The organism is [Micrococcus luteus] ATCC 49442 (assembly GCF_010367585.1).
Classification (GTDB): Bacteria; Actinomycetota; Actinomycetes; order Actinomycetales; family Micrococcaceae; genus Arthrobacter; species Arthrobacter luteus_A.
Genome location: NZ_JAAAXP010000001.1, coordinates 4,181,974 through 4,196,974, shown reverse-complemented (window position 1 = coordinate 4,196,974; position 15,001 = coordinate 4,181,974). Strand labels below are relative to the sequence as shown.

The window sequence follows — 15,001 nt, the reverse complement described above, 5'->3', positions numbered from 1 at the left end:
TCACCGTGGCCACAGCCGCACAATGGATCCAAGGCGCCCGCCTCCGCACTTTGCCGGCCGCCATCGCCCCCGTGCTGATCGGCACCGCCGCAGCCTACGAGCTGGATTCGTTCCGCCCCGTGAACGCCGTGCTGGCCGCCCTGGTGGCGCTGCTCCTGCAGGTCGGCGTGAACTACGCCAACGACTACTCCGACGGCGTCCGCGGCACCGACGAGGACCGGGTGGGACCGCTGCGGCTGGTGGGCTCCGGCGCTGCCAAACCCGAGCACGTCAAGTATGCGGCGTTTGGTACGTTCGCCCTGGCCATGCTATTTGGCCTGGCACTGGTGGTGATCACCCAGAGCTGGTGGCTGATCCTGGTGGGGATCGGCTGTGTGATGGCGGCCTGGGGCTACACCGGCGGCAAGAACCCGTACGGCTACATGGGCCTGGGTGACGTTTTTGTGTTTGTCTTCTTCGGCCTCGTGGCAACGCTCGGCACCACCTACACCCAGGCCGGTCAGGTCAGCCTGTCCGCGGTGATCGGCGCGATCGGCACGGGCCTGATTGCCTGCGCCCTGCTGATGGCCAACAACGTCCGCGATATCCCCACGGATATCCAGGCGGGCAAGAAGACCCTGGCCGTGCGGCTGGGCGATAAACACGCCCGCGAAAGCTACGTGCTGATGCTCGCGGTGGCCATCCTACTGGTGGTGATCCTTGCACCCGGGCGCCCATGGATCCTGATCGTGCTGCTGCTCATCCCGGCCTGCCTGATGCCCGCCTGGCTGATGATCAACGGCCGCAAGCGCAAGAGCCTGATCCCCGTCCTCAAGCAGACCGGCCTGATCAACCTCGGCTACAGCCTGCTGTTCACACTGGGACTGGTACTCAGCCACGGTTTCTAGGCGTCGGGAGTCTTCGGGGTGGTATTCCGGATGGTGACGTCGGTATTGGCATCCGTGAGGCGGTCCTCGGCGGCGGCATCCGCGGCCTCGCCGGCGTTGGGCCCGGGCTTTGTCTTGCCGGTGAACCGGTCATGCAGGGCGGCAGCAGCTTCGTCCCGCTGCTTCTGGAAAAGCAGGTAACTGACGGCGAAGGCAATCAGCGCCGCGCAGACAACAGACAGCAACGCCCCCAGCTGCAGGAACATAAACAAGACGAAGAGCGGCGCAAACAGCGCCAGCCGGATCAGGGAGTATTTCAGGAAAGCCACCACCCAAGTTTAGCCGCCCCGCCTGAACGCCAAACCCCTGCGGACGATAGACTTAATGCCATGCTCTTCCGTGTGGCTCTGGCCGTGGCAGTACTCGTCATCTTTGTGTATGGATTGGTGGACGTGATCCGTACTGACGCCCGCCTGACCCGGGGGATCTCCAAGCCGGCATGGATCATCGTCATGATCGTCCTTCCCGTGATCGGCGCCATCCTCTGGCTGCTGATGGGGCGTCCCCGGAACACGCCTCCCGCCCGCCGCACCTACAGCGGCCCCACCGCCCCGGACGATGATCCCGACTTCCTCCGGAACCTGGAGGTCCGCCGCCGCAAACAGGCCGAAGCCGCCCGCCTCAAGAAACTCAAGGATGACCTGGAGGCGAAGTCCGACGACGGTCCCGCCGGCGCCGGCCCGGACAGCACAGGAGACGCAGACACCCACGACACCGGCGACGTGAAGTAGGACCTATGCCACAGCACCCCGACGGAAACCCCCAACTGCCAGTTGCGCCCGCCGGGGCTGCTTCGCCCCCTCCTCCCCCGCCGCGGCCGGGCCTGTCCTACGCCGCACCGGCTCCCATCCTGGTGATTCCGCCGGCCCCGCGCAGCATACGGCTGGGCCGGGCCCTTTGGCTGTCCAGTTTCGTCGCCGGGCTTGCCGTCCTGGTGGGCTCTTTCCTCACCCGGGATTCCCATCTGGAGCGGCTCCGCACCGTCGTGGACGAGATGGCGCCGGGCGGGGATGACGCCGCCCTCACCACGTCCACGGCGATCGTTTTTTGGGGCAGCGGCGGTGCCCTGCTTCTGTTGATCCTTCTCCAGGCGGCCCTGCTGGGGGCTGTCTCCGGCCGCCGCGGGTGGGCCCGCTGGCTCATGCTCCTGCTCCTGGCCGGGCAGGTGGGCGTGATGGCAGTGACAGCAGTCTTCCTCGTTCCCGAGGGCGACGCCGGCAGTTACGTTCTTATCCTTTGGGCCGCCCAGGTGCTGCTGGCCTTCGCCGGCCTCCTGGCGCTGCTGATGCCATCGGCCCACCGCTGGTTCAAGTCACGGCGAAACCGGCCCTAGCAGCACGTCGCGGGCGCCCGCCGTCAGGCAGGTTGCTTGTGCAGGTGCAGTCCGGCGGCCTCAGCCAGGATGCCTTCACAGCTGCGTACCACTACCCGGCACACATCCAGCGCGGACCGGTCCGTCAGCGGGTTCTCGGCCAGCAGCCGCCACCGGTGAAGGACGCGGTGGGCCTCCGCGCTGATCTCGTCCCGGGACGCCTCCGGCTCCAGGCCCAGCCTCAGATGGGCTGCCACGCCCTCGCCGCCAATGATCCGCTCCGCCTCCACGGCCAGCTCGTGCTTCAGCGTGACCCCGGTGGTCCGCAGCGTGGCCAGCAGGCCCAGTTCCCTGAACTCGTGGGCGTTGATCTGGAGCCGTTCCAGTGCTGTGGCAAGGTGCCCCGTTCCGTCCCGGGGTGAGTTCCGGAGCAGGGTTTCCACCCCCACCAGGGCGGTGCGGGCCTTGAGGGCGTCCGCGCGTGCATGGAACTGGCCCGCCAGCATGGCCAGCAGCGGGTCCAGGCCGCTGCGCCTGGCCAGCTCATGGGCCAGTGGCGTGGGGTCCGTAAAGCCTGCCCGGATCAGGACAACGGCGAGCCGGATTCCGAACAGGCCGAACCGCTCCAGTAGCTGCTTCCGCGCCTCGGCGGTAAGGCCGTCCGGAATGCCCGCCCGCAGAAACCTGTCCGCGGAGAGCAGCAGGCGCTCACGTTCCGCCCGGTCCAAGGTGGAGAGGAGCGCCAGCGACTCGTAGTCGGACTGGCGCATGCTCCGGGCACTCTGGGCCAGCAGACCGGCCACCGGGACCACCCCCAATGCCAGCTTGCGCAGGCCGGGGTCCCGGCGGTACCGCTCTGCGATTTCTCCGGCCGAGAGCAGGGAATCGATCCGCCCGGCGCCGATTTCGTCGGCCCGGGACAAAACCGCCAGGGCGTTGACTGTTCCCGAACGGCCGGCCTCGGTGTCCTTGAAGGACTCCAGGAACCGCAGATCGGCGGCATGCATATGCCGCATCAGGTACACAATGGCGTCCGCTTCGGATGGCGAGTCGGCAGGAGTGAGGAAATTGACGGACCGGGCAGAAACGTCGCCGGACAGGGAAGCGATGCCAGGGGTGTCGATCAGGGTGACGTTCCGCAGGCTTTCCGACGGCCATTCCACCACCAGTCGTTCCACGTCCTCCGCCCGGTCCCTGCCGAGATCGAAGACGAGGCGCCCGTTGCTTCGTCGCAGGGGAAGCGGGCGGGGTTCGCCCGCAACGGGATGGAGCATGATGCGGGGCGAGTGGGCGAACCGGTACCAGGTGACGATGCGGGTGCATTCACCGGTGTCCGTGGGGGCGATCTCCTCCCCGATGATGGCGTTGAGAAGGGTTGATTTTCCGGCTTTCACCATTCCGGCCACGGCGATCCGCAGAGGCTCCGACAACCTTGCGGCCCATCCTTCCAAAGCCTCCACCGCAGCGGGGTCATCGCGGTAGGCGGCAAGCGCCTCCTGGATCAGGTCCGATACTCCCGCGACCGTGGTCACCTTCATCCGGCTGCCACCACCGCCGGAGCCCGCCGCGGTACGGAAACAGCCCCGTGTGCCGGCCTGGCAGGCGCCTGCTCCTTCTCCGCCAGGGCCCTGGCAGCCTGCTGCAAGGTGTCCACCCGCTTGAGCTCGGCCTTGATGTCCCGGATGCGCGTGTCCTTTTCAAGCTTGTATGTCGTGGCTGCCTTCTGCGCCGCCGACACCGAATCCGAGAGCGAGCGGTGATGCTCCTCGGCGATTTCCGTGAAGTGGTCACGGGTGGACCGCTGGACCATCCGCAGCCTGTCCTTGAGCTGCTTACCCACCTGGAAGACCACATCGTCCAACTGGCGGCGGACCAGGGCCTTGGCCTCTGACTGCCGGCGCTTGAGCCTGGCGTCCTTGTCCTCCCGGTAGGCCTTGCGCCCCAGCAGCAGCCCCGCGCCGACGGACAGCGGATTGATCAAAGCCATGCCGAAGATCCCTGTCAGGAGGCCGAACATCAGGACACCGCCGTAGGATCCCCGCATGCCGATAAGGACTTTTTGCATCGGGTTGATGTGCCCGTCGTCGAGGCCTGGCATATCGTCCACGGGGTCCAGGGCATCCCCGGTATCGGAGACGCGCAGCACCGGAAGTGTTACCTCGTCCTCGGAGAAGTGCTCGGCAACCTGCGTTGCCAGCCACTGGGAGCGCTCGCTCGTCCAGACGAAGGTGTCCGAAATCGCGGCAGCGGTGCACTCTTCAAGCCATTTGGTGAACGCCGTCCATGTCGGGCCGGGATCGCCTTGATCAATGGCGTTCTCCGCATCGCGCTGGATCCGCCGCAAGCGGTCCCGCAGGTCGTATTCCATGTCGGCTATCAAATCGCCGATGCCGTCGTTAAGGGTGATCTGCCACCGTGCCGAGCGTTTGCGGAGGTCGTCGGCCTCCAGTTTCGCCGCTTCAAGGCCGGCGATCATGGCCGGCGTCCCTGCCGGGTTCTCCAGGGCCGCCAGTTCCGCCTGCAGGGACAGGCGGAGGTTATCGGTCACCGAGACCAGGTCCTGGCTTACGGAGCGCCGCTGGATCCGCTCGGCCTTCCCCACGATTTCGTTCCGCAGATGGCCGATGAGGCCGGGGAAGCCCGATTCATTGTTCAGTTCCGCATCCTGGTGCCGTGCGGCCTCGAGCCGAAGGTCCGAGGAGACGGGGAACAGCGGGATGTCGGCCGACACCTGGGCTAGGTGTCCGCGGTCCAGTTCAGCCACGCGGCGCCACTCCGGGTAAAGGTCCGTCTTGGACAACACTCCGACAACGCTTGGTGTGATGCGCATTGCCTGCCGGAGGAACCTTATTTCCGGCTCGGTGTATTCCTGGGAAGCATCCGATACCAGCAGCATCGCGTCTGCGGTCGGCAATGCCGTCAAGGTGGTCAGCGTGTGGCTGGAGCCCATGCCGCCGACGCCGGGGGAATCAACAACGGTCAGGCCGCCGGCCAGGACTTTGCGGGGCAGGAACACTTCCGCGGCCACCAGCTTCTTCGCGTTGCCGGGATTCCCGCGTTCGGAAACATAGGCGGCCAGGTCAGCGATGTTGATCGGCAGCCGTTCGAGTGGTTCGTCGTCACCGGGGTCCTTGTCTGCCCGGGGCAGGAGGACAGAGGCCGACGCCGGATCGCCGTGCCGGACAACTGTGGGCACCGAGGTGGCAATATCGTCGTCGACGGGGCAGACCGGCGCGTTGACCAAAGCGTTGATGAGTTTGCTTTTTCCTTGCTTGAACTCGCCCACCACTATCACCCGGATGCTGGGATCCTTCAGCCGTGAAAGAGTCTGGTCCAGTCGCTTCCGCAAGTCGGCCCGCTCGCCCTCGCTGACGATGTCGATTGCCTGCTCAACGAGCCTGACCAGCTGCACTGAGGTCGCCGGCGCCGCTGGCTGGGGCGGGGCGGGAGATTCTGCCGCCGCTGCCGGAGCTCCTGATCGTTGCGTTTCAACCACAGCCAGTCCTTTGGTCAATTCTCGAAAATGGGACGTTAGGGTGAGCCGGGAAATGCCCGGCGGGAGGTTGGACTCCCGCCGGGCACTTCCTGGCCACCGCCTTAGTTAGTCGATTTCGTTGTCGTTCAGCGAATCAACCACCAGTACGTTGTCCTCGATGTCCACATCCGTGTTGATCGAGTTGTCGGAGTTGTCCTCGGTGAACTCGAGGGTGTTGTCCTCAACATTGACATCGGTGTAATCGATGTCGCCGACCGTCACAGACTCGTCCGTGGTGGTGGTGTTGTTGAAGTTCTCCAGGTCGTTCTCGGTGTTGGCGACATTCTCCAGGTTGTACTCGGTGTTTCCAACGTCCTCCACATCCACCTCGATGGACTCGTCGTTGTACGAGTCGGTGGTCTCCTCGGAGTTGTCCACGCGGTTGTCCGAGTTGTCGTTCAGCGAGTCCTCGATATCAACGTCGATATCCGTCTCCGACGAGTTATCGGAGTTGTCGGAGTTGTCCGAATTGTTGTTGTTGGAATCGTTGGTGGAGTTGTCCGAGTTGTCGTTGAAGGATTCTTCAATGTCGACGTCAAGGTCGGTGTTGAAGGAATCCTCGATGTCCGTCTCTTCGTTTCCGATATTGACGTCGCCGCCTGCGCGGATGGAGTTATCCGTCGAATCGTCATGCGAGTTGTCCGTGTTGTAGGAGTCCTCGATGTTGTTCGAATCCTCGATGTCGACGTCGTCGCCGGCAGCCACTGCACGGTCACCGGAGGCCACGACGGAATCGTTGTCGAACCACTGCGTGACGTCGCCGTCGGCCCAGATGTTCTGGTTGACGGACTGGTCCGTGATGGTGTCGCGGTCATCCACCGTTGAGGTGTAGGAGTAGTTGTTCACCACATGGTGCAACTGCTGGACGGCGTGTGCGTGGTCGTCGTGGTCGTGGTCACCATGATCATGATCGTGGTCATGGTCGCGGCCGCCTCCGGCCGGAGGCGGGGTGTGGCCGCCGCCACTGACCTCGGAATCGTTCCCGCCGGTGTTGTATTCCCGGTCGAAGGACGAAGCATTAACGGTGATGGGAGCGAAGTCCAGGATGACGGGCATTGCGGCATCAACATCTGCTGAGCAGACCTTGTCGAGTCCGTGTTCCTCAAGGACCTTCTCCGGATCATCCAGGAATTCCTTCGCTGCCTCCTCGTTACCGAAAAGGCTCATCAGGAACAGTACGAGGTCGTTTGCGAGTGTAGGCATTGGATGGTCCTCAAATCTTCTCTGAGTTATGGGTAGCCCGGCTTCCTTGCGGGGCCTGAATCAAACGTAAGGTCCCACCCCGGGACCGGGCATCGGGTCGTTTCCCCCTACCGGTCCGGCCCCTACGGGGGATGGGCCGGACCGGGCGGTTAGGGGTACTAGGGATCATTCGCGCGGGGGTTCTTCCGGCCCAAGGGCCAGCCTCAGCCGCACCAGCAGGTCAGAGCGGTTTTCAGCCCCCAGCCGGCGGCGCATCCGGGCAATGTGGTGCTCGGCGGTACGCGGCGAGATATAGATTGCTTCCCCGATTTCCCGGTAGGTTTTTCCTTCCAGCACCAGCCTTGCCACTTCTTTTTCGCGTTCACTCAGCACGGACGCATCCGATGGCCGGGAGCCATTGCCCTGGTCAGCGTCGGGAACATTGTGGACTTCGGCCTGGACGGACGGTTTCGGCCCGCCTGAACTCGACTGCGGGTGGAGGTCCCGGGCGCAGGAGAGCAGGCGGAGCATGTCTTTCCGCTCGTCCGCGCGGGCCGCGGCGTGCCCTGCCAGCCGGGCACCTTCCCAGGGCATCCCGACCGTGTTCAAGCCCCGGGCTGCCGCCTCGACGTCTGCCGGCTGGAATTTTCCAGCGAGGACCGAGACCCAGGCTTTGCCGGCAGCCGCCAGCAGGGAGGCAAGGTGGCTGTGGTCCGCAGCGCGGGCAAGGGCTGCTGCATGGGGGCCCAGTGCGGCCGGACTTTCGTTCAACAGCGCCGCCTGCACGGCGGCCCAGTGGAATGGCACTGCCCAGAGCGGCGGCTCCCCCAGGTCCCGCAGAAGCTTCCACGCCTCATCGAAGTAGTGCGACACCCGCCGGGTTTCGCGCAGGCGGGCGGCGGTGATCATCAGTTCCCCCCACGGAAGGAGGCTGTACAGGTCCAGCGTGGTGTGCAGCATGGCTTCGCGGGCCCGTTCCCAGGCCAGGACCAGGCCATGAACTTCGCCGCTCCGGCGCGCCAGGCCTACTTCCAAGGCAGCGCAGAGGAATTCGTCACGCGGGACCAGCGGCCAGTGGTTGGCTTTGGAGGCTTCGTTGATGGCCAGCCTCGCTTCATCCGGATTGTCCTGTTGCATGGCGGACCATGCCTGGAGCAGGAACAGCCGTGGCTTGGCCGCGTCGCCCCCCTGACCCGCGGCCGCCGCGGCGCGCACAATCGTTTCTGCGAGGTGGGGTTCGCCGCTGTGCAGTGCAACCAGCGCAGCCAGTGCCCCGGGCGTATCCGGAGCAGGCAGGGCTGCGCCCGAGGCATTCAACATGTCTGAGGCGTGGATGAGAATCGGAAGCCCCTGATGCGGATCCCCAGCCAACGATTCCATGATGCCGTTGGCCATTTGGGCCTGCGCCACGGCCAGGGACGTGGGCGACGCGGGCGCAGACCCCTTCGGGAACATTGCCTCGGCACCTTCACGGTCGCCGCTGCCGATCATCGCAACGGCGGCCGCCGGCCGGGACGGTCCCACCCTCTCCGGGCCAAGCCACGTGTACACATCGGCGCCGCGGGCCAGCATACCCCGTTGTGCCCACACTGCAGCGGAGACGTCCGCCCCCAGCCGGAGGTCCGGCGGATCGGGACACATCAGCAATCCGTCGATGATCCGGCTGGCAGAATCCAGATCCCCGATGGCAAACGCTGCCTGGGCGCGGCGGGCCGCGGTGGCCAATTCATCCGCGCCGGCGAGGAGGGCCTCGTCGTAGAGCTGGGCGGCCAGTCCGGGATTGTGTTCCAGGGCCCGGTCCCCGGCCTTTTCAAGGTCGGCTGCGACGCGGGGGTCGGCCAATCCGCTGCGCGCCAGTTGGCGCGCGAGCTCGCCGAGGGGACGCCCGTCCGCAGCGAAGCAGCCCACAAGTTCGCGCTGCAGTGCGTGAACCCGCGGCGTAGGGGTGGACGACAGGAGGGCGTGCTGGACGGTTCCCATCACTGTGCCGTCAGGATTCAGAAGCCCGGATGATTCCGCCCGGGCGACCAGGGAGCTAAGGCTCTCCCCTTCCCCGTCTGCCATCCGGCGGGACAATTCCCCGGGCAGCGGTCCGGGAAGTGTGAACCCGACCGACAATGCCAGCAGAAGCTCCCGTAGCACGGCGTCCTCGCCACGGAGCTGTGCAGCAGTGTGCTGGGGGTTGGCGGGCAATGAAGATTCCGTTGCCGGCGTGGCCTGATGTCTCATCATGGATCACCCTGCCGGAACGATGGTCGGATCGGGTGTCGGCTCTGCGGTCTGCGCAACGGTCTGCGTAGCCGTTGGTTCCGGTTCGGGCGCTGGCGGCGCAGACGTGGTCGGCGCAGGCTCGGCACTTGGCTCCGGCGTCACAGGCGTATCCGTGGGCGGCGGCGGATCAGTTGACGGCGGCGGGGTGGGCGTCGTCGGTGGCTCCGTTGGCGGCGGCGGATCAGTCGTCGGCGGCGTCGTCGGTTCCTGCGTCGCCGGAGGAGGATCCGTTGGCGCAGGCGTGACCGGGGCCGTCGTCGAAGGCGGAGGGGTCGTGGTGTCGGGTGTTGTCCCGGCGGGAGTTCCCGGTACGGCCGCCGCCGGCGTTGGTTCAGTCTTTGTCCCCTGCCCGTCGGGGGTGGACGCCGGGGCCGCGGCGTCCGGCGTGGTGCCGGCAGGCGATGACGCTGCGGGGGACGGCTTGCTGCTGGGTGACGCCGCCGCTTCGAGTCCTGCTGAACTGCCAATTGTGTCCGCAGGCTTCTTCGCGCTGGCCTCAATGCCACTCGCGGGATCCTGTACCGCGTCCGCAGAGCCTCCGGGCGCCGCCGCCGCGCCGTTGCCGCCGCCTGGAGAGGCGTCGGCCGGCGCGGCCGGCGGTGCGAACATCGCGGTGAGGTTTCCCAGCCCCTCCGGGCTTTGCGCGGCAGTGGCGGTCAGGATGGTGAACAGGGCAGCCCCTGCCGCCACCGCTGTCAGCCGGATGGCGGGACGCGGAGCATGTGCCCCCGCCTTCGCACCATGCCGACGGCCCGCGGCAACTCCCCTGGCACCGTCGCCTGCGGCGGCGGTGCCGGCCAAGGAGCCAAACCCGGGTTTCCGGGACCAGCTGGCGCGGCGGTCGGCGTTGTGCGGCTCATCCGCCAGGTCTGCTGGAGCCGGGATCGCAGGAACCGTGCCGGCAGCAGCGTCAGCGGGGCCGGCTGCGGACGCCGCAGCGGCCCGGAGCGCGGCGACGGCCGCGCCGAGGCAAATGGAAGACTTGGGGTCTGCATCCACGGCGATAGGCCGGTCCAGCTGGTCGGAGATCAGCTGCGCCACCAACGGAATCCGTGAAGAACCGCCAATCAGGAGCACCGCGGACAGGTCAGCAGGCTCCAGCCCGAGCTGCTCCAGCGAACGTTCCAGCGCATCCACGGTTTCGCGGATGGGCTCCTCAATCATGGCCTCGAACTCTGAGCGGACCAGCCGGACCTGCTGCTGCATGCCGGGCAGGAAGACGGAGATGTTCGCCTCGCTGTCGGCCGAGAGTGCCTCCTTGGCCTCCACACATTCACGCTTCAGCCTGGCCAGTGCGGCCAGGGCGCCGGGGTCCTCCGGGTCAAGGGCTGCCAGTGCCTCCCCGGTATGCGAGGCAACGTACCGGAGCACGGCAGCGTCAAAGTCGGCGCCGCCCAGCCCCTCAATGCCGTCCGGGCTGCCCAGGAAGTCGAAGCGGCCGTTGCCGGCCTTCTTCAGGATTGCTGTGTCGAACGTCCCGCCGCCCAGATCGTAGACGGCAATAGTGCTGCCGTCCTCCACGCGTACCTGGGAGGCGTAGTGCAGTGCCGCCGCTTCCGGTTCGCTGATGAGCGTAACGTTGTTCAGTCCTTTGGCAGCGAGGGCTGCCAGGACCGCGGTGGTCCGGTGTCCGCCCCAGGCTGCGGGGTGCGTGATGATGATTTCCGACGGCGGGGCGCCCTCGCGTTCTTCGGCCCGGTCGGCGACCCAGCGGGCCATCGTGGCAAAGATGTCCTCTGCGGGCAGGACTAATGTACCGACTGCGATGGGGACGCTGTCACCGATGCGGCGTTTGAACTCGCGCACAACCCTGGCGGGAACATCCAGGCCGCGGCGTTCGGCTGCCTCCCCCACCAGGACGGGACCCTCTTCGGGGTAGTAGACCACTGAGGGGACTGCTGTTCCGCGGAGGCCCAAGGGCAGGCTCTCAGGAACAGGCTGGTCGTTTTTGGCAATCGCGGCGGCGGTGAAACTGGTCCCGACATCAACGGCGAGGACATAGCTCATGGGTACCTCGGAAAAACGCAGCTGGCCGTCTGCAAGCTTCATCACAGACGAGCTTCCACCAAGGTAGCATCACCGTCTGCCGGGCGACACCCTTATTCGTACATCGATTAGCGTATTACGCCGGAGGCTGGCGGCCGATCCGACGAAACCGCTGATCAGAGGCCTGAATACGAGTGCAGGCCGTTAAAGAACTGGTTCACGATGGTGAAGTTGAAGACGACACAAAGGTAGCCAACAATCGACAGCCATGCTGCGCGGGTTCCGGTCCAGCCGCGTGTGGCGCGGGCATGGAGGTAGCCGGCGTAGACCACCCAGATCACAAACGTCCAGACTTCCTTGGTGTCCCAGCCCCAGAACCGGCCCCAGGCCTTTTCGGCCCAGATGGCCCCGAACATCAGGGTGAACGTCCAGCCGATGAAGGCAATGGCGTTGATCCGGTAGGACAGGTTTTCAAGGCTCAGGGCAGAGGGCACCAGGCGCATAAAGCCAAGCTTGTCTGCGCCGCCGGCGGCGATGGTCTTTTGCCGGTGGGACTGGACCAGCTGCAGGGCGGACATGGCGAACGTGAGCGTAAACAGGGCCGAGGAGAGCACGGCGATGGAGACGTGGATGATCAGCCAGTAGCTTTGCAGCGCCGGGACCAGGTGGCCAACGGGCGTCCAGTAGGCCACCGACGCGGCGACCAGCATAACGATCGCCAACCCGACGACAAATGTCCCCAGGAACCTCAGGTCGCGACGGATCAGCACCAGCAGGAAGACGGCCACCGCCACGAACGCACCTGTGGTGAGGAACTCGTACATGTTGCCCCACGGCACGCGGCCGGCGCCGAGGGCGCGCGTGACCACTCCGCCGCCGTGGATCAGGGCACCCAGGACGGTGAGGGCGACGGCTACCCGTGCAGGGACGCGGCGTTCAGCCGCGTAGCGCATGTCGGCGTCGGCTGTCAGCCCCGCTCCCGAGGCAGTTCCTGCTTTCGCCGCGGACGACGACGGGCGCTCGGCCCGTCCGGCCGGTCCGGCCAGGTGCGAATCCACGCGGTCCGCTGCCGCGGCTGATGCGCCGACTCCCGCCGCCACCGGAACCTTGGCACCGGCCGCACCGGCCGCACCGGCCGTACCGGCAGCCTCGGCGGCCTTCAGGTCGATGGCACGCAGGGCCTTGCTGCTTCTTGCCAGGTCCCAGGCGAAGGCGATGAACGCCACGGTGTAGGTGCCGGCGGCGAGCAGCATCAGCAGTTCGCTGTATGCGCCCATGGTTTCGTTGATCACGACAGGCATTACTGGTCCTTTGTGGGTCCGGCGGAGCCGGTGGGGGTGGTGACGGAGTCTGCGCCATTATCGCCCTGGCGGCTGGGAGTTTGCTGGGTGGAACCGGAGTCGTCAAGGTCCCATTCCTCGGCGAGAAGCTTCCGGATAGCCTGCGCTTCCCCGGCCAGGCGGTGGTCCTCGCCACGGGCAAGGAGGCCATATTCCACCATGGTCCGGCCGTCGTCGTGGGTTCCGGTTCGGATCCAGACGCGGCGGCGGTTGACGTAGAGCGAAACGATGAGCCCGGCCACCGCAAGCAGGGCGAAAATGAGGGCGTAGAGCTGGCCGGGGTTGTGGTGGATGTCCACGCCCACGTACCGCTTCACGCTGTCAAAGCTGATGCTGCCCTTGCCGTCGGGCAGGGTGTAGGTGCTGCCCGGGGCCAGGGTGATGCCGCCGGCATCCAGGTTGCGGTTGTTCAACGGTGTCAGGTCCGCCACGTCCAGTTCAAAGACGTTCTGCGGTGACCCGTTGTCCAGGCCGAGGTCCCCGAAGTAGGAGTTCAGGGTCAGCTGCGGGTTGAAGAGGTCCGGATCGCCGCTGAAGGAAATGCCCTCGTCGGTGATAAACGCGGTGGGGAGGAAGAAGCCCACAAAACCCAGCTGGTCCGGCTTGGCATCGGGGACCTTGATGACCACCGACGAGTAGTAGTTCTCGCCTTGCAGCTTCGCCACCACGGGGCCCTGCATCGCCACGTTGCCGGCGCCGTCGCGGATGGTCACCACGGGCGCGTAGCCATTGCCCGTGAGGTAGATGCTGGTGCCGCCCAGGGTCACCGGTTCGTTGACCTTCAGGACCTCCTGCTTCGCGGGCGCGTCCGGGGTTTCCCGGGTGGTGACTTCGGCGTTGAAATCGATGGGCTGGCCGAACTTGCCCGGGGACTCGCGGTCGAACACAACGTCGAACTTGTCCAGCTGGATGGAGTACGGCTGCAGCTGGCTGGACTGGAAGTTGGTGCCGGGGGTGAACTGGTCATAGCCCACCAGGGTGTTGACGAACGTATCGCCCTCCACCAGGATGCGCTGGCCGCTGTAGCCGAACAGGCCGCCGATGGCCACGGACACCAGCACGCCGATCAGCGAGGTGTGGAACACCAGGTTCCCTACCTCCTTGGCGAAGCCGCGCTCGGCTCCCAAAGACGGCCGCGCGCCGTCGTCGTCCCTCACCTCAACGCGGTAACCGCGCTTCCGGAGCAGCCCGGCGGCGCTGTTAATAGCGTCCGACGCCGGGAAGTTGGCGCTGGCGGGAACCACCAGGGTGCCGTACTCGGGGAGGCGGGAGAGCCGTTTGGGGGTCCGCGGCGGCTGGGAGCGCATGGCCTTGTAGTGCGCGATGGCGCGCGGAACCACGCAGCCGATCAGGGAGATAAAGAGCAGGATGTAGATGGCCGAGAACCAGGCCGAGGAGTAGACGTCGAAGAGCTGGAGGGTGTCCAGCAGTTCACCGTATTCCGCGTTGTCCTTGATGTACTGCGTGACGACGAAGGGGTTGGCCGGGCGCTGCGGGAACAGCGAACCCGGCACCGCGGCAACAGCCAGCAGGAGCAGGAGGAACAGCGCCGTGCGCATGCTGGTCAGCTGGGTCCAGGCCCACCGCAGCATCCCGAGCGGCCCCAGGACGGGCAGGGCCGCGTCTGCCTTGGCAGCAGCAACCGGGGCCGGGGACTTCTTGTTTGCTTTCACTCGCTCGCTCATCAGATTGGTAACTTCACGTCGGTTTGGAACCAGTACTGCAGTTCGGTGACCCAGGTGCCCCAGACGCCGCTGGCCATCAGCAGGCCCAGCACCACCAGGATGCCGCCGCCGATCCGCTGGATGGCAAGGCGGTGCTGGCGGAAGAAGGACATCACGCCCATGCCGCGGCGGACGGCCAGGGCAATCAGCAGGAACGGGATGCCCAGGCCCAGGCTGTACACGAACGCCAGGAGGGCGCCTTTGGCTGCGGAGGACCCGCCGGACAGGCTTAGGAGCTGGACGGCCGAGTAGGTGGGGCCGATGCACGGCGCCCAGCCCAGGCCGAAGGTGAGCCCCAGCAGCGGCGCTCCCCAGAGACCGGCCGGCGGCTTGGCGTGGATCTTGGCGTCACGCTGCAGCCAGCCGAATCCGCCCATAAACACCACGCCCATGATGATCACCAGGATGCCCAGGAGCTGGGTGATCCAGGCGTTCTGGGAACCCGTGATGAGGGTGCCCAACTGGCCGAAGGCACCGCCCAGCAACACAAAAATGACCGAGAAACCCAGCACAAAAAGCCCGATCCCGGCGAACATCCGCCCGCGCTTCTGCTTCTGCAGGTCCACCCCGCTCAGGCCGGTGACGTAGCCAAGGTACCCGGGCACCAGGGGCAGCACGCACGGGGACAGGAAGGACACCAGGCCGGCGAGCAGTGCCACCGGAATGGCAAGCAGCAGCGAGCCGTTCAGGATGGTTTCGGCGAAGGGACTGTTCACGGTGGGCGG

The 15,001-nt window shown here is 66.2% G+C and carries 12 protein-coding genes; 3 read left to right on the top strand and 9 right to left on the bottom strand.

What is annotated here, in order from left to right; genetic code table 11:
• The first annotated feature begins 5 nt into the window (after positions 1–5).
• Positions 6–887 (top strand): 1,4-dihydroxy-2-naphthoate polyprenyltransferase, encoded by an 882-nt coding sequence (locus GUV69_RS19105; RefSeq protein ID WP_164205275.1) that lies wholly within the window; start codon positions 6–8, stop codon positions 885–887.
• On the opposite strand, the gene GUV69_RS19100 is transcribed toward GUV69_RS19105, so the two are convergent.
• Complete coding sequence (locus GUV69_RS19100) at positions 884–1,195, bottom strand: DUF4229 domain-containing protein (protein ID WP_208786676.1); 312 nt, start codon at positions 1,193–1,195, stop codon at positions 884–886. The two genes, GUV69_RS19105 and GUV69_RS19100, sit on opposite strands and share 4 nt — an antisense overlap.
• 60 nt (positions 1,196–1,255) lie before the next feature.
• Between GUV69_RS19100 and GUV69_RS19095 the strand changes: the two genes are divergently transcribed.
• A complete protein-coding gene (locus GUV69_RS19095; protein ID WP_164205271.1) occupies positions 1,256–1,657 on the top strand; it encodes a PLD nuclease N-terminal domain-containing protein in 402 nt (133 codons plus the stop codon).
• Positions 1,658–1,662: 5 nt separating this feature from the next.
• On the top strand, positions 1,663–2,259 hold the full coding sequence (locus GUV69_RS19090) for a hypothetical protein (protein WP_244292785.1): 597 nt from the start codon (positions 1,663–1,665) through the stop codon (positions 2,257–2,259).
• A 23-nt stretch (positions 2,260–2,282) separates the two neighbouring features.
• On the opposite strand, the gene GUV69_RS19085 is transcribed toward GUV69_RS19090, so the two are convergent.
• The 8 genes from GUV69_RS19085 to GUV69_RS19050 all read right to left on the bottom strand — a co-directional run bounded on the left by GUV69_RS19085 (position 2,283) and on the right by GUV69_RS19050 (position 14,992).
• Positions 2,283–3,776 carry a dynamin family protein gene (locus GUV69_RS19085; protein ID WP_164205269.1) on the bottom strand — a complete coding sequence of 498 codons (1,494 nt, stop codon included), beginning with the start codon at positions 3,774–3,776 and terminating at the stop codon, positions 2,283–2,285.
• The gene (locus tag GUV69_RS19080) at positions 3,773–5,650 is read right to left on the bottom strand and encodes a dynamin family protein (RefSeq protein ID WP_208786729.1); all 1,878 of its coding nucleotides are present in this window, start codon (positions 5,648–5,650) and stop codon (positions 3,773–3,775) included. Before GUV69_RS19080 ends, GUV69_RS19085 begins: the two co-directional genes overlap by 4 nt.
• A gap of 189 nt (positions 5,651–5,839) precedes the next feature.
• A complete protein-coding gene (locus GUV69_RS19075; RefSeq protein ID WP_164205267.1) occupies positions 5,840–6,976 on the bottom strand; it encodes an IniB N-terminal domain-containing protein in 1,137 nt (378 codons plus the stop codon).
• Between the two features lie 165 nt (positions 6,977–7,141).
• On the bottom strand, positions 7,142–9,184 hold the full coding sequence (locus GUV69_RS19070; protein ID WP_244292906.1) for a helix-turn-helix transcriptional regulator: 2,043 nt from the start codon (positions 9,182–9,184) through the stop codon (positions 7,142–7,144).
• Between the two features lie 6 nt (positions 9,185–9,190).
• Positions 9,191–11,233, bottom strand: a complete 2,043-nt coding sequence (locus tag GUV69_RS19065; RefSeq protein ID WP_164206785.1) for an Hsp70 family protein — start codon at positions 11,231–11,233, stop codon at positions 9,191–9,193.
• Between the two features lie 155 nt (positions 11,234–11,388).
• A complete protein-coding gene (ccsB, locus tag GUV69_RS19060) occupies positions 11,389–12,513 on the bottom strand; it encodes a c-type cytochrome biogenesis protein CcsB (RefSeq protein ID WP_164205264.1) in 1,125 nt (374 codons plus the stop codon).
• The gene (gene resB, locus GUV69_RS19055) at positions 12,513–14,237 is read right to left on the bottom strand and encodes a cytochrome c biogenesis protein ResB (RefSeq protein WP_164205262.1); all 1,725 of its coding nucleotides are present in this window, start codon (positions 14,235–14,237) and stop codon (positions 12,513–12,515) included. Before resB ends, ccsB begins: the two co-directional genes overlap by 1 nt.
• A complete protein-coding gene (locus tag GUV69_RS19050; protein ID WP_164205260.1) occupies positions 14,237–14,992 on the bottom strand; it encodes a cytochrome c biogenesis CcdA family protein in 756 nt (251 codons plus the stop codon). The genes resB and GUV69_RS19050 overlap by 1 nt, the downstream gene beginning before the upstream one ends.
• Positions 14,993–15,001: the final 9 nt, after the last annotated feature.